General features: G+C 64.5%; 18 protein-coding genes. All 18 read right to left on the reverse strand.

Features of this window, described 5'->3' with window-relative positions; genetic code table 11:
• Position 1 precedes the first annotated feature (1 nt).
• Positions 2–1438, reverse strand: coding sequence for an NADH-quinone oxidoreductase subunit NuoN (gene nuoN / locus CO669_RS24505; protein WP_097662512.1), 1437 nt, complete (start codon positions 1436–1438; stop codon positions 2–4).
• 22 nt (positions 1439–1460) lie between these two features.
• Positions 1461–2969: an NADH-quinone oxidoreductase subunit M gene (locus CO669_RS24510; RefSeq protein WP_097662513.1), complete on the reverse strand. Its 1509-nt coding sequence runs from the start codon at positions 2967–2969 to the stop codon at positions 1461–1463.
• Complete coding sequence (gene nuoL / locus CO669_RS24515) at positions 2970–5048, reverse strand: NADH-quinone oxidoreductase subunit L (protein ID WP_097662514.1); 2079 nt, start codon at positions 5046–5048, stop codon at positions 2970–2972.
• An 8-nt stretch (positions 5049–5056) separates the two neighbouring features.
• Positions 5057–5365: an NADH-quinone oxidoreductase subunit NuoK gene (gene nuoK / locus CO669_RS24520; RefSeq protein WP_008547737.1), complete on the reverse strand. Its 309-nt coding sequence runs from the start codon at positions 5363–5365 to the stop codon at positions 5057–5059.
• Entirely contained in the window at positions 5362–6000 is a 639-nt protein-coding gene (locus tag CO669_RS24525; RefSeq protein WP_097662515.1) for an NADH-quinone oxidoreductase subunit J, read from the reverse strand. The genes nuoK and CO669_RS24525 overlap by 4 nt, the downstream gene beginning before the upstream one ends.
• A 9-nt stretch (positions 6001–6009) precedes the next feature.
• Positions 6010–6504, reverse strand: a complete 495-nt coding sequence (nuoI, locus tag CO669_RS24530; protein WP_191093171.1) for an NADH-quinone oxidoreductase subunit NuoI — start codon at positions 6502–6504, stop codon at positions 6010–6012.
• 8 nt (positions 6505–6512) lie between these two features.
• A complete protein-coding gene (gene nuoH / locus CO669_RS24535) occupies positions 6513–7580 on the reverse strand; it encodes an NADH-quinone oxidoreductase subunit NuoH (protein WP_074076914.1) in 1068 nt (355 codons plus the stop codon).
• A gap of 4 nt (positions 7581–7584) precedes the next feature.
• On the reverse strand, positions 7585–9660 hold the full coding sequence (gene nuoG, locus CO669_RS24540; RefSeq protein ID WP_097662516.1) for an NADH-quinone oxidoreductase subunit NuoG: 2076 nt from the start codon (positions 9658–9660) through the stop codon (positions 7585–7587).
• Between the two features lie 5 nt (positions 9661–9665).
• Positions 9666–10991 carry an NADH-quinone oxidoreductase subunit NuoF gene (nuoF, locus tag CO669_RS24545; RefSeq protein ID WP_063194770.1) on the reverse strand — a complete coding sequence of 442 codons (1326 nt, stop codon included), beginning with the start codon at positions 10989–10991 and terminating at the stop codon, positions 9666–9668.
• 15 nt (positions 10992–11006) lie between these two features.
• Positions 11007–11213, reverse strand: coding sequence for a hypothetical protein (locus CO669_RS24550; RefSeq protein WP_097662517.1), 207 nt, complete (start codon positions 11211–11213; stop codon positions 11007–11009).
• A complete protein-coding gene (gene nuoE, locus CO669_RS24555) occupies positions 11213–11824 on the reverse strand; it encodes an NADH-quinone oxidoreductase subunit NuoE (protein ID WP_097662518.1) in 612 nt (203 codons plus the stop codon). The genes CO669_RS24550 and nuoE overlap by 1 nt, the downstream gene beginning before the upstream one ends.
• A 10-nt stretch (positions 11825–11834) precedes the next feature.
• A complete protein-coding gene (locus CO669_RS24560; RefSeq protein ID WP_097662519.1) occupies positions 11835–12800 on the reverse strand; it encodes an FkbM family methyltransferase in 966 nt (321 codons plus the stop codon).
• Positions 12800–13996, reverse strand: coding sequence for an NADH-quinone oxidoreductase subunit D (locus CO669_RS24565; protein ID WP_097662520.1), 1197 nt, complete (start codon positions 13994–13996; stop codon positions 12800–12802). Before CO669_RS24565 ends, CO669_RS24560 begins: the two co-directional genes overlap by 1 nt.
• Positions 13997–13998: 2 nt before the next feature.
• Positions 13999–14613 carry an NADH-quinone oxidoreductase subunit C gene (locus CO669_RS24570; protein WP_097662521.1) on the reverse strand — a complete coding sequence of 205 codons (615 nt, stop codon included), beginning with the start codon at positions 14611–14613 and terminating at the stop codon, positions 13999–14001.
• A gap of 11 nt (positions 14614–14624) precedes the next feature.
• Positions 14625–15206, reverse strand: a complete 582-nt coding sequence (locus CO669_RS24575; protein ID WP_502694512.1) for a NuoB/complex I 20 kDa subunit family protein — start codon at positions 15204–15206, stop codon at positions 14625–14627.
• Complete coding sequence (locus CO669_RS24580; protein ID WP_097662523.1) at positions 15203–15568, reverse strand: NADH-quinone oxidoreductase subunit A; 366 nt, start codon at positions 15566–15568, stop codon at positions 15203–15205. The genes CO669_RS24575 and CO669_RS24580 overlap by 4 nt, the downstream gene beginning before the upstream one ends.
• A 691-nt stretch (positions 15569–16259) precedes the next feature.
• Positions 16260–18509, reverse strand: coding sequence for a TonB-dependent siderophore receptor (locus tag CO669_RS24585; protein WP_097662524.1), 2250 nt, complete (start codon positions 18507–18509; stop codon positions 16260–16262).
• A 176-nt stretch (positions 18510–18685) separates the two neighbouring features.
• Positions 18686–19201, reverse strand: coding sequence for a MarR family winged helix-turn-helix transcriptional regulator (locus CO669_RS24590; RefSeq protein WP_097662525.1), 516 nt, complete (start codon positions 19199–19201; stop codon positions 18686–18688).
• Between the last annotated feature and the right edge of the window lie 19 nt (positions 19202–19220).

Below are 19220 nucleotides of genomic sequence, written 5' to 3' on the forward strand. Positions count from 1 at the left end.
CCTAGAACAGCGACTTTGCCGCGGCCGAGGCGACGCTCACCACGGGACCCGCGAACAGCGCGAACAGGATGGTGAACAGGCCCGAAACCGCCAGCACCGTCTTCACCTCGACGCGCATCGGATCGACCTGACCGGCCGGCTCGTCGAAATACATCGTCTTGACGATGGCGAGATAATAGTAGGCTCCCACCACGCTGGAGAGCACGCCGATGACGGCGAGCGTGAACAAATTCGCCTTGATGGCCGCGACGAACACGTACCATTTGGCGAAGAAGCCGGCGAGCGGCGGAATGCCGGCCAGCGAGAACAGCAGCATCGCGAACATGAAGGCGAGCAGCGGGTTGGTCCGCGACAGGCCGGCGAAATCGCTGATCTTCTCCAAGGCCTGGCCGTTGCGCTTCATGGCGAGGATGACCGAGAACGAGCCGAGCGTCATCGCAACGTAGATCACGATGTACATCAGCACGCCCTGCGCGCCCTCGACCGTGCCCGAGGCAAGGCCGACCAGGGCAAAGCCCATGTGGCCGATCGAGGAATAGGCCATCAGGCGCTTGATGTTGGTCTGGCCGATCGCGGCGAAGGAGCCGAGCGCCATCGAGGCGATCGACACGAACACCAGGATCTGCTGCCACTGCGAGACGATGCCGGGGAAGGCGGTCAGCGTGACGCGCGTGAAGACGGCGAGCGCGGCGACCTTCGGCGCGGAAGCGAAGAAGGCGGTGACCGGGGTCGGCGCGCCCTCGTACACGTCAGGCGTCCACATGTGGAACGGCACGGCCGAAACCTTGAAGCAGAGGCCGACGAGCAGGAAGACCAGGCCGAACACGAGGCCAACGTTCGAAACCGTCGCGGCCGCCGCGATCCCAGTGAAACTGACCGTGCCGGTGAAGCCGTAGATCAGCGAGGCGCCGTAGAGCAGCATGCCCGAGGACAGCGCACCGAGCACGAAATACTTCAGGCCGGCTTCGGTCGACTTGGCGTTGTCGCGGTTCGAGGCCGCGACGACATAGAGCGCCAGCGACATCAGCTCGAGGCCGAGATAGAGCGAGATCAAATCGCCGGCCGAGATCAGCACCATCATGCCGAGCGTCGAGAGCAGCACCAGGATGGCGTATTCGAAGATGCGGCGCGAGGGATCGGACAGGAACTCGGTCGACAGGATCAGCGTCACCGCCGAGCCGATCAGGGCCAGGATCTTCATGAAGCGGGCGAAATCGTCGACGATGAAGTTGCCGCCGAAGGTCACCTGCTTGCCCGCGGGAAGCATGTATTCGAGCACGCCGACCACGACCAGAAGCACGACCGCCAGCGAGGTGACCGCGCTCGTGGTCCCCTGCCCGCGATAGGCGCCCAGCATCAGCAGAGCCATGGCGCCGACCGCGAGCACGATCTCGGGCAGCACCGGCGCCAGTTGATAACCTGCAGTCTCAAAGCTCATGGCGATATCCTGACCTGCCCGATCACTGGAGCAGTGCGGCGGCCTTCACGGCCGTCACAGCGGTGTTGTAGTTGTTGACGAGTTGCTGAACCGAGGCAGCCGACATGTCGAGCACCGGCTTCGGATAGACACCGAACAGGATCGTCAGCGCGATCATCGGGAACAGCGTCAGGCACTCACGGAAGGTGAGATCCTTCATGCTCGCGAGCGACGGCTTGACCAGCGCTCCGAACACGACCTTGCGGTAGAGCCACAGCGCATAGGCCGCCGACAGGATCACGCCGAAGGTGGCGAAGAACGCGGTCGGGATCGAGACCTTGAAGGTCCCGAGCAGCGTCATGAACTCGCCGACGAAGCCAGAGGTGCCGGGCAGACCGACATTGGCCATGGTGAAGATCATGAAGGTCATCGCATAGAGCGGCATCCGGTTGACGAGGCCGCCATAGGCCGCGATTTCGCGGGTGTGCAGGCGGTCGTAGACGACGCCGACGCAAAGGAACAGCGCGCCGGAGACGATGCCGTGCGAGATCATCTGGAACACGCCGCCGGCGACGCCCTGCATGGTGCCGGCGAAGATGCCCATGGTGACGAAGCCCATATGCGCAACGGACGAGTACGCGATCAGCTTCTTCATGTCCTCCTGCATCAACGCCACCAGCGAGGTGTAGATGATGGCGATGGCCGAGAGCGTGAACACGAACGGGGCGAAGTCGTGCGAGGCCAGCGGGAACATCGGCAGCGAGAAGCGCAGGAAGCCGTAACCACCCATCTTCAAGAGGATCGCGGCCAGAACCACCGAGCCGGCCGTGGGCGCCTCGACGTGCGCGTCGGGCAGCCAGGTGTGCACCGGCCACATCGGCATCTTCACCGCGAACGAGGCGAAGAAGGCCAGCCACGCCCAGGTCTGAAGGTTCCGCGGCACGGCGGTGTGCATCAGGGTCGGGATGTCCGTGGTGCCGCCGTTCCAGTACAGCGCCATGATGGCGAGCAGCATCAGGACCGAGCCGAGCAGCGTGTAGAGGAAGAACTTGAACGACGCGTAGACCCGGCGCGGACCGCCCCAGACGCCGATGATCAGGAACATCGGGATCAGGCCGCCCTCGAAGAACAGATAGAACAGCACGAGATCGAGCGCCGAAAAGGTGCCGATCATCAGCGTTTCCAGGATCAGGAACGCCATCATGTATTCGCGGACGCGGTTGGTGATCGCCTTCCAGCTCGCGATGATGCAGAACGGCATCACGGCGGTGGTGAGGATCACCAGCGGCAGCGAAATGCCGTCGACGCCCATGTGGTAGGTGATGCCGGTGGCGAGCCAGTTCGCCTTCTCGACGAACTGGAAGTCGGGATTGGTCGGGTCGAAGCGCATGACCAGGATCACCGACACCGCGAAGGTGATCAGTGTGGTCCAGAGCGCGATCCAGCGCGAGTTGCGCTTGGCCGCTTCGTCATCGCCGCGGCTGAGATAGACGATCAGCGCGCCGACCAGCGGCAGGAACGTCGTGACCGAAAGAATGGGCCAGGTCGTCATTTACTGGCCTCCAAAGCCGAACATGAACCAGGTGATCAGGCCGGCGGCACCGATCAGCATGGCAAAGGCGTAGTGATAGAGATAGCCGGTCTGGATCTTCACGACGTTGCGGGTGACGTCCAGCACGCGAGCGGAGACGCCGTCGGGGCCGAAGCCGTCGATGATGAAGCCGTCGCCCTTCTTCCAGAGCTGATAGCCGATCCACTTCGCCGGACGGACGAAGATGAGGTCGTAGAGCTCGTCGAAGTACCATTTGTTGAGCAGGAACTGGTACAGCATCGGCTGCGTCTTCGCGAGCTCGACCGGCAGGTAGGGCCGGCGGATGTAGAACAGGTACGAGACGAGGAAGCCCAGCACCATCATCACCGTCGGCAGGAAGGCGATGTGCTCGGGGATGTGGTGCATCTCCTCGATGATGTGCGGGTTCATCTTCACGGACTCGCGGAAGAACTCCTCGACGCCGTGACCGGCGAACAGCTCCTTGAACGGCAAGCCGGCAACGAACGAGCCGACCGCGAGCACGCCGATCGGGATCAGGATCCAGAGTGGAGCCTCATGCGCAGCCTCGTAATGATGCTCGTCATGCGGCTCGCCGTGGAAGGTCTTGAAGATCAGGCGCCAGGAGTAGAACGAGGTCAGGCCCGCTGCGACGATCGTCATCAGGAAGCCGTACGTCGCGAACGGATTGTGCGAGGCGTAGGCCGCTTCGATGATCGCGTCCTTGGAGAAGTAGCCAGCCGTGAGCGGAAAACCGGTCAGCGCCAGCGTACCCACCACCATCACCGCATAGGTGTAGGGGATCTTCTTCCAGAGCCCGCCCATGTTGCGGATGTCCTGCTCGTGGTGCATCGCGTAGATCACCGAGCCGGAGCCTAGGAACAGCAGCGCCTTGAAGAAGGCGTGCGTGAACAAATGGAACATGCCGACCGAATAGGCCCCTGCCCCCATCGCCACGAACATGTAGCCGAGCTGCGAACAGGTCGAGTAGGCGACGATGCGCTTGATGTCGTTCTGGACCAGGCCGATCGTGGCCGCGAAGAACGCGGTGGTGGCACCGAAGAACATCACGACGGCCTGCGCGTTCGGGGCGAGCTCGAACAGCGGCGACAGGCGCGCCACCATGAACACGCCCGCGGTGACCATGGTCGCCGCGTGGATCAGCGCGGAGACCGGGGTCGGGCCTTCCATCGCGTCCGGCAACCAGGTGTGCAGCAGGAACTGCGCCGACTTGCCCATCGCGCCCATGAACAGCAGCAGGCAGGTCAGGGTCAGCGCATCGGCATGCCAGCCGAGGAAGTCGATGGTCTTGCCGGTGAGACCGGGCGCGGCATGGAAGATCGTCTCGAAATCAGTCGAGCTGGTCAGCAGAAAGATCGCGAAGATGCCGAGCGCAAAACCAAAGTCGCCGACGCGGTTGACCACGAAGGCCTTGATGGCGGCCGCGTTCGCCGACGGCTTCTGGTACCAGAAGCCGATCAGCAGGTAGCTCGCCAGACCCACGCCTTCCCAGCCGAAGAACAGCTGCACGAGGTTGTCCGCGGTCACCAGCATCAGCATGGCGAAGGTGAACAGGCTGAGATAACCGAAGAAGCGCGGACGGTTCGGATCCTCGTCCATGTAGCCGATGGAATAGAGGTGCACGAGCGAAGACACGGTCGTCACCACCACCAGCATCACGGCGGTGAGCGTGTCGACGCGCAGCGTCCACCAGACCTGGAGGTCGCCGGAGAAGATGAAAGGCAGCAGCTGGATGCGGGTGTCGTGGTGCATGAAGCCGACATCGACCAGCGTCATCCAGGACAATGCCGCCGAGACGAACAGCAGCGCGGTCGTGATCAGCTCGGCAGCACGCGAGCCGGCCGCGGGCGGCTCGGTCGGGCCGTGACCGTGATCGTCGTGACCATGATCGTCATGTCCATGTGCGTCATGAGCCGCCGACGCGTGCGCGTCGCCATGGCCGTGGTCGCCGTGATGATCGAGCTCGTCGCCCGAGGGGTTGCGGGCATGCGCGCCGGCGAGGGCAATGAGCCCCGCCAGAATGGCGCCCAGCAGAGGCAGGAAAACGATTGCCTGAACCATTTGAGAGCTCAGCCCTTCATCAGATTGACGTCCTCAACCGCGATCGAGCCGCGGTTGCGGAAATAGACCACCAGGATGGCGAGACCGATCGCGGCTTCCGCAGCCGCGACCGTCAGCACCAGCAGCGCGAAGACCTGGCCGACGATGTCGCCGAGGAAGGTCGAGAAAGCCACGAGGTTGATGTTGACCGAGAGCAGGATCAGCTCGATCGACATCAGGATGACGATGATGTTCTTGCGGTTCAGGAAGATGCCGAGGATCCCGAGCGTGAACAGGATCGCGCCGACCGCCAGGTAATGTCCGAGCCCGATCGTCATTTCACCCACTCCGCCGCATCGGCATCCGAGAGCCCCTGCCCCGGCGCCACCTTGCGCATCGCCATCGCCATGTCGGGCGTGCGCGCGTTCTGAACGTTGATGTCCTGCCGCTTCACGCTGGCCTTGTGGCGCAGCGTCAGCACGATGGCGCCGATCATGGCGACCAGCAGCACCATGCCCGAGAGCTGGAAGTAGTGGATATACTTCGTATAGAGCACGAGCCCGAGCGCCTCGGTGTTGGAGACGTTGGTCGGGATCGCCGCCGTGATCGTCTTGGAGACGCCGGGGTTGATGACCCAGAAGCCGACGGTGAGCAGCAGCTCGAACAGGAAGATGCCGCCGATCACCAGGCCGACCGGCAGATATTCGATGAAGCCCTCGCGCAGCTCGAGGAAGTCGACGTCGAGCATCATGATCACGAACAGGAACAGCACCGCGACCGCGCCGACATAGACGACGATCAGCATCATGCCGAGGAACTCGGCGCCCATCAGCACGAACAGGCCGGAGGCGTTGACGAAGGCCAGGATCAGGTACAGCACGGAGTGCACGGGATTGCGCGAGACAATCACCATGACCGCCGAGGCGACGCAGACGCCGGCGAAAAGATAGAAGAACAGCGCGGGAAGGATCATGCTCTTATCTCACCGGTACGGCGCGTCGAGCTCGATCGCCTTCGCGATCTCGCGTTCCCAGCGGTCGCCATTGGCGAGCAGCTTGGCCTTGTCATAGAACAGTTCCTCGCGGGTCTCGGTCGCGAACTCGAAGTTCGGGCCTTCGACGATGGCGTCCACAGGACAGGCCTCCTGGCAGAGGCCGCAATAGATGCACTTCACCATGTCGATGTCGTAGCGCACGGTGCGGCGGGTGCCGTCGTTGCGGCGCGGGCCGGCCTCGATGGTGATGGCCTGCGCCGGGCAAACCGCCTCGCACAGCTTGCAGGCGATGCAGCGCTCTTCGCCGTTCGGATAGCGGCGCAGCGCATGCTCGCCGCGGAAGCGCGGGGAAATCGGTCCCTTCTCGAACGGATAGTTGAGCGTCGGCTTCGGCTGGAAGAAATAGCGCATGGCGAGGAAGAACGCCGAGACGAATTCCGACAACAGAAGCGAGCGTGCAGTGGCGTTGACGTTGATACCCATGACAGCCCTCACTTCGGCGCGATGCCGGCGAAATGCAGCACACCGGCCACCACGATGACCATCGCCAGCGACAGCGGCAGGAACACCTTCCAGCCGAGACGCATCAGTTGGTCGTAGCGGTAGCGCGGCACGATCGCCTTTGCCATCGCGAACAGGAAGAACATGAAGAAGACTTTGAGCGAGAACCAGATGATCCCCGGCACCCAGTTGAAGGGCGGCAGGTCCACCGGCGGCAGCCAGCCTCCGAGGAACAGGATCGTGGCCATCGCGCACATCGTGACGATGGCGACATACTCGCCGAGCATGAACAGCAGATACGGCGTCGAGCCGTACTCGACCATGAAGCCGGCGACCAGCTCGGATTCCGCCTCGACGAGGTCGAAGGGCGGGCGGTTGGTCTCCGCCAGCGCCGAGACGTAGAACACCACGAACATCGGGAACAGCGGCCAGACATACCAGTTCAGGATGGTGAGCTGCGGCAACCCGATCAGGCTGGCGAGACCGCGCACGTGCTGGGCCTCGACCACGGCGGAGAGGTTCAGCGTGCCGGCGCAGAGCAGCACCGTGATGATGACGAAGCCGATCGAGACTTCGTAGGACACCATCTGCGCCGCCGAGCGCAGCGCGGCCAGGAACGGATATTTCGAGTTCGACGACCAGCCGGCCATGATGATGCCGTAGATCGACAGCGACGAGATCGCGAAGATGAAGAGGATGCCGACATTGATGTCGGAGATCACCCAGCCGAGATTGGTCGGGATCACCGCCCAGGCCGCGAGCGCGAGCACGCACGAGACCAGCGGCGCCAGCAGGAACACGCCCTTGTTGGCGCCGGCCGGGATGATCGGCTCCTTCAGCACGAACTTCAGGAGGTCCGCGAAGGATTGCAGCAGGCCCCAAGGGCCGACCACGTTCGGGCCGCGGCGGATCTGCACCGCCGCCCAGATCTTGCGGTCGGCGAGCAGGATGTAGGCGATCGCCACCAACAGGACGACGAGCACCAGCACGCTCTCCGCGACCATGATGATCAGCGGCCAGAGGAACCCGGTCCAGAATGCGCTTTCGAAAAATTCCATCAGCTCACTCCGCTGCGGTCAGCATCTGCCCGGAGGCAAGCCGCGAGCACTCCGCCATCACGGCGGACGCACGCGCGATTGGGTTGGTCAAATAGAAGTCCTCGACCAGCGGCTTGAACGGCGCCTTCTCCGGCGAGCCGCCCTTCCCCGCCAGCTTCTTGATCTGGTCGGCCGAGCCGGCCTCGATCTGGTCGAGACGGATCAGATGCGGCACGGCCTTGAACACCGCCTGGCGCAAAGCGGCCAGCGAGTCGTAGCCGAGCTTCTTGCCGAGCGCCTCCGACAATGCGCGGACGATCGCCCAATCCTCGCGGGCTTCGCCCGGCGGGAACGCGGCGCGGCCCGTCATCTGCACGCGGCCTTCGGTGTTGACGTAGATCGCGGACTTCTCGGTATAGGCCGCCGCCGGCAGGATGACGTCGGCGCGGTGCGCGCCGCGGTCGCCATGGGTGCCGATATAGACGACGAAGGTGCCGTCGGGGGCGTTGATCTCGTCGGCGCCGAGCAGGAACAGCAGGTCCAGCGTGCCGAACGTCGTCATCTGCGCGGCGTTCAGCCCTCCGCCGGTCGCGGAGAAGCCGATATCGAGCGCACCGACGCGCGAGGCGCTCTCGTGCAGCACGCCAAAGCCGGTCCAGCCGTCCTTGAGCGCACCGACGTCGAGCGCGAGCTTGGCGGCGGCCGCGAGGATGGCCGCGCCGTCGTGACGCGAGGCCGCGCCCGCGCCGACCAGGATGATCGGGTTCTTGGCGTTCTTGAGCACGTCCATGAAGGAGTGCTTGCCGGCCGCGAGTTCGCCGAGCGTCTCGGTGCCCGCGCCGAGATGATCGTAATCATAGGTCAGATCGGCCTTGGCGCCGATCACGCCGACCTTGAAGCCGCCGGCACGCCAGCGCTTGCGGATGCGGGCGTTGAACACGGCCGCCTCCTTCCGCGGATTGGCGCCGATGATGAGCAGCGCATCCGCCTGCTCGACGCCTGCGAGCGTCGGGTTGAAGATGTAGGAGCCACGGCCGAGCGCGGGGTCGAAGGCGTCGCCGCCCTGCACCGCCAGATTGCCCGAGCCGAACTTGGCGAGCAGGTCCTTCAGCGCGAACATCTCCTCGACACCGGCGAGATCGCCGGCGATCGCGCCGATGCGCTTGCCGTCGGTGCGCGCCGCTTTGGCTGCGATCGCGGCAAAGGCCTCCTGCCAGCTCGCCGCACGCAGCTTGCCGGCTTCACGGACATAGGGCCGGTCGAGGCGCTGGGTGCGCAGGCCGTCGACGACGTGGCGGGTCTTGTCGGAGATCCACTCCTCGTTCACGGCCTCGTTGATGCGCGGCAGCACGCGCATCACCTCGCGGCCGCGGGTGTCGACGCGGATCGCCGATCCCACGCCGTCCATGACGTCGATCGACTGGGTCTTGCCGAGCTCCCAGGGACGGGCGGCAAAGGCATAGGGCTTCGAGGTCAGCGCACCGACCGGGCAGATGTCGACGAGGTTGCCCTGCAGCTCCGAGGTCAGCGCGTGCTGGAGATAGGTCGTGATCTCCATGTCCTCGCCGCGGCCCGTGGCGCCCATCTCGGGCGCGCCGGCGACTTCCGCCGAGAAGCGGACGCAGCGCGTGCACTGGATGCAGCGGTTCATCGAGGTCTTGACCAGCGCGCCGAGATATTTGTCCTCGACCGCGCGCTTGTTCTCGGCGAAGCGGCTGGTGTCGACACCATAGCCCATCGCCTGGTCCTGCAGGTCGCACTCGCCGCCCTGGTCGCAGATCGGGCAGTCCAGGGGATGGTTGATCAGAAGGAACTCCATCACGCCTTCGCGCGCCTTCTTCACCATCGGCGAACGCGTCGAGATTTCCGGCGGCTCGCCCTTCGGGCCCGGACGGCAGTCGCGCACGCCCCAGGCGCAGCTCGCGACCGGCTTCGGGCCGCCCTTCACCTCGACGAGGCACATCCGGCAATTGCCGGCGATCGACAGGCGCTCGTGATAGCAGAAGCGCGGAATCTCGGCACCGGCCGCCTCGCACGCCTGAAGCAGCGTGTATTCGGCAGGCACATCGATCTCTTTGCCGTCGATGATGAGCTTGGTCATGTCTCTTACTCCGCCGCGACCATGTTCACGGGATCGCGGACGCCGATATCGTCGATGTCGGACTTGTGCGAATATTCGTCGATGCGCGCTTCGATCTCATGACGGAAATGCGCGATCAGGCCCTGGATCGGCCATGCCGCCGCGTCGCCGAGCGCGCAGATGGTGTGGCCTTCGACCTGCTTGGTCACCTCGAGCAGCATGTCGATCTCGCGCTTGTGGGCGCGGCCTTCGGCCATGCGGGTGAGCACGCGCCACATCCACCCCGTGCCCTCGCGGCACGGCGTGCACTGGCCGCAGCTCTCGTGCTTGTAGAAATAGGAGATGCGGGCGATGGCGCGAATCAGATCGGTGGACTTGTCCATCACGATCACGGCCGCAGTGCCGAGGCCCGAGCGCAGCTTGCTCAGGCTGTCGAAATCCATCGGCGTGTCGATGATCTGCTCGGCCGGCACCATGCGCACCGACGAGCCGCCGGGGATCACGGCCTTGAGGTTGTCCCAGCCGCCGCGAATGCCGCCGCAATGCTTCTCGATCAGCTCACGGAACGGGATGCCCATGGCCTCTTCGACGTTGCAGGGCCGCTCGACATGGCCGGAGATGCAGAACAGCTTGGTGCCGACATTGTTCGGACGGCCGATGCCGGCGAACCAGGCCGCACCGCGGCGCAGGATGTCGGGCGCAACCGCGATCGACTCGACGTTGTTCACGGTGGTCGGGCAGCCGAACAGGCCGACATTGGCCGGGAACGGCGGCTTCAGGCGCGGCTGGCCCTTTTTGCCTTCGAGGCTTTCGAGCAGCGCGGTTTCCTCGCCGCAGATATAGGCGCCGGCACCGTGGGCGACGTAGATGTCGAACGGCCAGCCGTTGACGTTGTCCTTGCCGACCAGCTTGGCCTCATAGGCCTGGTCGATCGCGGCCTGCAGATGCTCGCGCTCGCGGATGAACTCGCCGCGGACATAGATGTAGCAGGCGTGCGCGTTCATCGCGCAGCTCGCGATCAGGCAGCCCTCGATCAGCAGATGCGGATCGTGCCGCATGATCTCGCGATCCTTGCAGGTGCCGGGCTCGGATTCGTCGGCGTTGACGACGAGATAGCTCGGCCGCCCGTCGGTCGATTCCTTCGGCATGAAGGACCATTTCAGGCCGGTCGGGAATCCGGCGCCGCCGCGGCCGCGCAGGCCCGACGCCTTCATCTCGTTGATGATCCAGTCGCGGCCCTTGTCGATGATGTTCTTGGTGCCATCCCAGGCGCCGCGACGCCGCGCACCCTCGAGCCCCCAATCGTGGAGGCCGTAGAGGTTCTTGAAGATGCGGTCCTTGTCCTCGAGCATATCAGTGCTTTCCGATCAACGAATGGTCTGCTTGTAGGCAAGTCCGGCGGCGCAGACGGCGAAGGTCAGCGCCCAGAGCAGACTGGATTCCAGCGACGCGTTCAGGCTGAAGCGCTGCAGCAGGAAGATGAAGGCGGCCGCCACGGCGGCATGCAACGCGATGAAGCCCCATCTCTTCATGGCACCGCTCCCCTGCGCGGAAGGCTGCGAGAGATCACGCATCAGGTGATCTCCTTCAGCGTGGTCGGCCCCGAAATCGGCGCCGAGAACTGGCGGCCGTTCTGCGGGCCGGGCTTGGGCGGATTGCCCGAGGCGAAGCCGTCGAGCACCTTGCCGAAGCTCTCCTTGGTCAGGTCCTCATAGGTGTCCTTGCCGATCAGCACCATCGGCGCGTTCACGCAGGCCCCCAAGCACTCGACCTCTTCCCAGCTGAAATTGCCGTCCTTGGACAGGTGGAAGGGCTCGTGATGGATGCGGTGCTCGCAGACGTGGATCAGATCCTCGGCGCCGCGCAGCCGGCACGGCGTGGTGCCGCAGACCTGGACGTGGGCCTTCTTGCCCACGGGCGCGAGCTGGAACATCGTGTAGAAGGTCGCAACCTCGAGCACGCGGATATAGGGCATCTCGAGCATGTCGGCGATGACGCGGATCGCGGCTTCCGAGACCCAGCCGTCGTGCTGCTCCTGCGCGCGCCAGAGAATGGCGATGACCGCCGAGGCCTGACGTCCCGCCGGATATTTCGCGATCTGCTGCTTGGCGAACGCGAGGTTCTCGTCCGTGAACGCAAAGCTCGCGGGCTGGACTTCCTTCGGTGCTAATCGGCGAACGGACATCTGTTATCTCTCACTGCATGCGGCGCGCGGTTTTCGCATTCAGGGCTTCGATCCTGTCCTGCCAGAATGCGCTTGCGGTGCCGAAAACGTTGTAGCCGACGTGGGTCGAGACCTTGATGCGGTCGAGGATCGACAGCTCGGTCACCGTCTCCATCCGGTTGCTGCGCGGATCGAACACGATCAGCTTCAGCGGGGTCTGCTCGAGGATGTAGCGCGACACCGAATGGTTGCGGTCGCTACCGTGCTCCTCGCACATGATGACGCTGTCGGCCTGGAGCAGCCGGGCGCCGCCCTTGATCGCCTCGATCTCGACGCCCTCGACGTCGAGCTTGATCAGGTACTTGCCGCTGGCGGCAATCCTGCCGTCGTCGATGAGATTGTCGAGCGAGATGACCGGCACCTCCTCGCCGCCCGCCGAGGGATCGCCGGCGATGCTGAAGGCCTCGTGCTTGGTCCCGGACAGACGCGCGGTGCCGCGGGTGGCGCCGATCGCGCATTTCAGGGTCTCGAAGCGACCAGCGTTGACGCGGGCGTTGTTGGCGAGCTTCGGATAGTTCTGCCCCGACGGCTCGATCGCGATCGCCTTGTGCGAGCCGAACGGCTTGCTCGACACCAGCACCGACCAGTAGCCGTAATTGGCACCGCAATCGAGCAGCGTGTAGTCGACGTCGATGCTGTCGGCGAACAGCAGCTCGAGCTCGTCCTCGTAATTGTAGGAGCGGTTGAGCAGCTTGCTCCAATAGCCGTCGCCATAGGGGAATTCGAACACGGCGTCGGGATTGAGCCTGATCGCGATGTTGCGCTCGGGCAGCGTCTTCCGCAGCAAATTCGCGCAGGCGATGTAGCCCATATGCGAGAAGTGCGAGGAGATCTTCGATCCCGTCACCAGGGCCAAGGCAGCCGTCCGCTCCCACAGGTTGGCCCCTTCCAGGGCTCCCGAGGCGCGGTCGAACTGGATTGGCGCCTGCTGCCCCATCACCGATCGACCTCTCCGAACACGATGTCGAGCGAACCGAGGATCGCCGAGACGTCGGCGAGCAGATGGCCGCGGCAGATGTGGTCCATGGCCTGCAGATGCGCAAAACCCGGCGCGCGGATCTTGCACTTGTAGGGCTTGTTGGTGCCGTCGGAGACGAGAAACACGCCGAACTCGCCCTTGGGCGCCTCGACCGCGGCGTAGACCTCGCCGGCCGGGACGTGGACGCCTTCGGTGTAGAGCTTGAAGTGATGGATCAGCGCTTCCATCGAGCGCTTCATCTCGCCGCGGCGCGGCGGTGCGACCTTGTTGTCCTCGACCACGACGGGGCCCTTGCCGTCGGGCGCGTTCAGCTTCTGGATGCACTGCTTCATGATGCGCACGGACTGGCGCATCTCTTCCATGCGGATCAGATAGCGGTCGTAGCAGTCGCCGTTCTTGCCGATCGGAATGTCGAAATCCATCTCGGCATAGCATTCATAGGGCTGCGACTTGCGCAGGTCCCAGGCCGCGCCCGAGCCGCGCACCATCACGCCCGAGAAGCCCCACTCCCAGGCTTCCTTCAGCGGCACCACGCCGATGTCGACGTTGCGCTGCTTGAAGATGCGGTTGGCGGTGAGCAGGCGGTCGAGGTCGTCCACGACCTTCAGGAACGGATCGCACCAGGCCTCGATATCGTCGACCAGCTTCTGCGGCAGATCCTGATGCACGCCGCCGACACGGAAGAAGGCTGCGTGCATGCGGCTGCCCGAGGCGCGCTCGTAGAACACCATCAGCTTCTCGCGCTCTTCGAAGCCCCACAGCGGCGGGGTCAGCGCGCCGACGTCCATCGCCTGCGTGGTGACGTTCAGAAGGTGGGAGAGGATGCGGCCGATCTCGCAATAGAGCACGCGGATCAGCTGGCCGCGGCGCGGCACCTCGATGCCGAGCAGCTTTTCGGCGGCGAGGCAGAAAGCGTGCTCCTGGTTCATCGGCGCGACGTAGTCGAGGCGGTCGAAATACGGGATCGCCTGCAGATAGGTCTTCTGCTCGATCAGCTTCTCGGTGCCGCGGTGAAGCAGGCCGATATGGGGATCGACGCGGGCAACAACTTCGCCGTCAAGCTCCAGCACCAGACGCAACACGCCGTGCGCGGCCGGATGCTGCGGGCCGAAATTGATGGTGAAATTGCGAAGCTGTTCGGGTTGCTCGTTCATGATCAAACCTTCGGTCCCGCTTTTTCATCCCCCGGAAGGACGGGATAGTCGGCTCCCTCCCACGGCGACAAAAAGTCGAACTTGCGGAATTCCTGGTTGAGCCGGACGGGCTCGTACACCACCCGCTTCTCCTGGTCGTCGTAGCGGACCTCGACGAAACCGGTGGTCGGGAAGTCCTTGCGCAGCGGATGGCCTTCGAAACCGTAGTCGGTGAGGATGCGGCGCATGTCGGGATGGCCGACGAAGAACACGCCGTAGAGGTCGTAGGCCTCGCGCTCGAACCAGTCGGCGCCGGGAAACACCTCGATCAGCGACGGCACCTGCGTGGTCTCGTCGGCCTGGGCCTTGAGGCGGATGCGGGTGTTCAGGGTCGGTGACAGGAAGTGATAGATCACGTCGAAGCGCTTCTCGCGCGACGGATAGTCCGCGGCCGTGATGTCGGTGAAGTTGATGAAGCGGCAGTTCGGATCGTCGCGGAGGTACTTGACCACCTCGACGATCTTGCTGGCCTCGACATCAACCGTCAGCTGGTTGAAGGCCACCGAATGACCGGTGGCGGCGCCCGGAAGCGCGCTCACGATCGTCTGCCCCAGGGCGTCGAGCTTGGCGTCGTCCATGACGTAAAACCTTAGCGTTCGATGGTGCCGGTGCGCCGGATCTTCTTCTGCAGCAGCAGCACGCCGTACAGCAGCGCTTCCGCCGTGGGCGGGCAGCCCGGCACGTAGATGTCGATCGGCACGATGCGGTCGCAGCCGCGCACGACCGAGTAGGAATAGTGATAGTAGCCGCCGCCATTGGCGCAGGAGCCCATCGAGATGACGTAGCGCGGCTCGGGCATCTGGTCGTAGACCTTGCGCAGCGCGGGCGCCATCTTGTTGGTCAGCGTGCCGGCGACGATCATCACGTCGGACTGGCGCGGCGAGGCGCGCGGCGCGAAGCCGAAGCGCTCGACGTCGTAGCGCGGCATCGACACCTGCATCATCTCGACCGCGCAGCAGGCGAGACCGAAGGTCATCCACATCAACGAGCCGGTGCGGGCCCAGGTGATGAGGTCGTCGGTCGCGGCCACGAAGAAGCCCTTGTCGGACAGCTCGGAATTGACCTCGAGGAAGAACGGGTCATTGGCTCCGACCGGCCTGCCGGTCGACGGATCCAGGATGCCCTTGGCGGCCGGCGCGATGACCGGACCGGCGGACGGTGCAGGGTTCAATCCCATTCCAGTGCCCCTTTCTTCCATTCATAGGCGAACCCGACGGTCAGCACGCCGAGGAACACCACCATGGACCAGAAGCCGGTCGCGCCAAGCTTGCCGAACGCCACCGCCCAGGGAAACAGGAACGCCACCTCGAGATCGAAGATGATGAAGAGGATGGCGACCAGGTAGAAGCGGACGTCGAACTTCATGCGCGCGTCGTCGAAGGCGTTGAAACCGCACTCATACGCCGAGAGCTTTTCCGGATCCGGCTGCTGGAACGCCACGATGAAGGGCGCGATCAGCAGCACGAGGCCGATGAGACCCGCGACCGCTATAAAGACGACGAGTGGAAGATAGTTCTGCAGAATGCCGCTCATTGGCGAGCCCTTTTTCCCGCAGCCTCGGGACAGCCACGGATTCGTCCGATTTGGAATTGTTCTGAGCCTTAGCGCAGTGCACCAATGGGCGCAAGGCACGCTCGTTTTAGGCCCTTTTGCCGCCCCCGGAGCGGTGAAAATCCCGGAATCACCCCGCGTTGGTATGGAGCAGATCGCAGGGCCCAGCAAGGGCGGCCACCGGTTTTGCAGGGCAGCAGCTCGGAGATTGCGGCGCACGGGCCACGGCCCTGCTTTGCCGTGCTTCGCCCGAGAAAAAGGCGCGGTTTCGGGTGCGGTGGCGCACCCAAGACGGGCTATCGCCGCCCTCGGGAGCGCCCGGCTGTCACCCCGGCGCCATATTGCCGAAGGTCACCCCGAGCAGCGCCGCCAAACGGCCGGTGATCGTCACGCTCGCGAGGCGGGAGGCGTTGCCGCAAAGACACCTATCCACAGGCGCAAAGCGATCAGACGAGCCATGCATCGCGCCGGGACCGGCTCGCCGCCGGCGAGAGCGACGCCAACAGGCGATATATTGCAGTTCGGCCGATCGAGAGAGCGCGGCGGCGGCGATGCCAAGGCCCGCCGCGCGCGCCGCGCCCGGATGAGCTTCAGGCCGGGGGGCATGGCCGGGAGCTCATCGATCTCGTGGGGGACGATCAGCGGCACCGGACGCCGCCGCCCTCGCCCCTCCTCACCATTTGTACGAGACGCTGGCGGTGACGCGCCGGCGGTCGCCGTAGAAGCAGGAGGTCGGGAACGAGCAGCTCGCGACGTAGATCTTGTCGGTCAGGTTGACGACATTGAGCGCCGTCCGCCAGTTCTGCCATTCGTAATGGAGCGCGAGATCGCCGAGCACCACTGCGGGAACCTCGAGCGTATTGGCCGGATCGGCCCAGGATGAGCCGACATAGCGCACGCCGCCGCCGACACCGAAGCCCTCGAGCGGCCCGTCCTTGAAGGTGTAGTCGGCCCAGCCCGAGACCAGGAGCTGAGGCGTGTTGGTCGGCGTCTTGCCGACCAGCGAGGGATCGAGATCCCGGCTGTTGAAGAGATGATAGGCGGTGAACGCGCCGATCAGCTTGAGTTCCCTGGTGGCATTGGCCACCGCTTCGAGCTCGATGCCGCGCGAGGTCACCTCGCCGGTCTGGTTCAGCAGGATCGGCGTGCCCGCGGTCGTCGCGACATTCTGGCGTTTCAGGTCGAACACCGAGGCCGTGAAATAGCCGTCGAACCCCTTCGGCGCGACCTTCACGCCGATCTCGGTCTGCTGCCCGGTCTCGGGCAGGAAGAGCTGGTTGCTGGCGTTGAGACCGATGACCGGATTGTAGCTCGTCGCATAGGAGACATAGGGTGCGATGCCGTTGTCGAAATTGTAGATCAACCCGGCCCGGCCGCTGAACTTGCTGTCGTTGCGGCTGGCGACATTGGCCCCGGTGTCGCGCGCGTCCTGCGTCGTCTCGACCCAATCGTTGCGGCCGCTCAGGACCAGCGTGAAGTTGCCGAGCTTCATCTGGTCCTGGAGATAGGTGCCCGCCTGCTTCTGCGTGATCAAGAAGTTGCGGAACGGCGCGCCGGTCAGCGGAATGTTGAGACCATAGACGGGACTGAAGACATTGATCGACGGGACGGTGCCGAAATTGAAGTTCTGGTAGTCGTCGATCTGGTAGCCCTTCAGATCCACGCCGAACAGCATCGTGTGCCGCACCGGCCCCGTGTTGAAGCGATACTCCAGCTGGTTGTCGAGATTGGCCTGGTTGGCGGTGTTCTTCGCGTACCAGTTATAGCGGCCCATCGTGGCGGTGTTGATGTTGTCCCAGCCGTTGCCGATGTAACCGCGATAGGTCAGGTCGATATGCGCGAACCGCGCATTCTGCCGGAACGTGAGGTCGTCGGTGAGATTGCGCTCGAACTGGTAGCCGAGCATCTCCTGCTCGCGCGTGAACTTGTCGACGTTGGGATCGCCGACGAAGAAGCTGGTCGGGATCTTGCCGAACGGCGCGTTCGTCACCGTGCCCTGGTAGGGCAGGAAGTTGATGCCCCTCGTGTCCGTCTTCGAGGCCGATGCGAGCACCGTGAGGGACGTGTCGGCATCCGGCTTCCAGGTAAACGACGGCGCGATGAAGTAGTTGTTGTCAGGCGTGAAGTCGACCTGCGTGCCGCCGTTCCTGATCTCGCCGACGACGCGATAGAACAGCTTGCCGTCCTGCGGCCGGGTCGCGATCGGCCCGCCGACATCGAAGCCGACATAGGCGTTGCCGAAATTGTTGACGCCGGTCTCGATGTAGCGGATCGGCTCGGTGGGCGGCATCTTGCTGATGACGTTGACGATGCCGCTCGGGCTCGACCCGCCATAGAGCACGGCCGACGGACCGCGCAGGACTTCGACGCGCTCCATGTTGGACGGCGGCAGCCGCCAGCTTGCATAGGAGGTGTAGAACAGCTGCATGCCGTCGAGGAACAGTCCGATGTCGTCGGACTTGAAGCCGCGGATCAGCCACCAGTCGTTGCGCGTGTCGGCGCCGAAGGTCCCTGCCCGTACGCCGGCGGTGTAGCGCAGCACCTCGTCGAGCTTGGTCGGCTTCTGGTCGCGGATCTGCTCGGCGCCGACCACCGATACCGCCTGCGGCGTCTCCATGATCGGCGTGTTGGTCTTGGTGCCGGAGGAGCTGCGCCCGGCGACGTAACCGTGCACCGGCCCGCGCGGGGTCTCGACAAAGCCGACATCGCGGCGGGGCTGCGGCTTGGTCCTGTCAGCGGTCTGCTCCGACGCTCGCGGCACGCGGCGCTGAGGCGTCGTCGCCGCGCGACGGCGCGCTTCCGGCGCGGTGACGGTCACCGACGGCAGGTTTTGCGCACCACTCTGAGCGGATGATTGTGCAAGCGATGCCTGCGGCACCAAGACCAAAGCGGACGCGGTCGCCAACACGGCCGACCGCAGCATTCCAAGACTGTTCAACGCGCCACCCCAAGCTGCAAGTTCGATGCGTCATGCCGCTTGTCCCCGGACGGCATGCGCTCAAGGGCGACGCTTATGTGAGGGCGCGAGAATTCCCTAATTGAAAAGATCTTAGAAGGACTCTTAGAACCGATCCAACATGTCGAGAGATCGCTGCGAGATCAGCGCGCGTTCTTCTCGCTCTCGAGCATCTCGGCGGCGATCGCCGTGAGCCGATCGACCTGCCCCAGCAGCGCGTGGAACTCGGCTTCGCTCAGATCTTCCAGCAGACGCCGGTTGCGCTCCTGCGCGCCGTCGACGATCGCATCATGCGCGGCAAGGCCCGCGGCCGTCAGCGAGATCAGCACCTCGCGGCTGTCATTCGGATTCGCCGATTTGGCGATCAGCTTGCGCGCGACCAGATTGGCCAGCGCGCGACTGATCTGCCCCTTGTCCTGGCCGACGGCCTCGGCGAGCCGCGCCACGCTCATCGGCGGCCGGCGGCCGAGCGAGGCGACGAGACCAAACTCGACCGAGGACAATCCGGTGAGGCGCTTGTAGCGCAGGATCGCACCGCGCTTGAGCAGATTGGCAAGCACCATCAGTCGCGACGACAGCATCACGGTGATCGGGGCCGACGGCTCGGTGGGCTCCGCTGCGGGCGACGTCGCCCCGCCCTTGCTCTCGGTCTGTCTCATGATCCACCTCTGCCAAGAA

It is taken from the genome of Bradyrhizobium sp. Y36 (genome assembly GCF_002531575.1).
GTDB lineage: Bacteria > Pseudomonadota > Alphaproteobacteria > Rhizobiales > Xanthobacteraceae > Bradyrhizobium.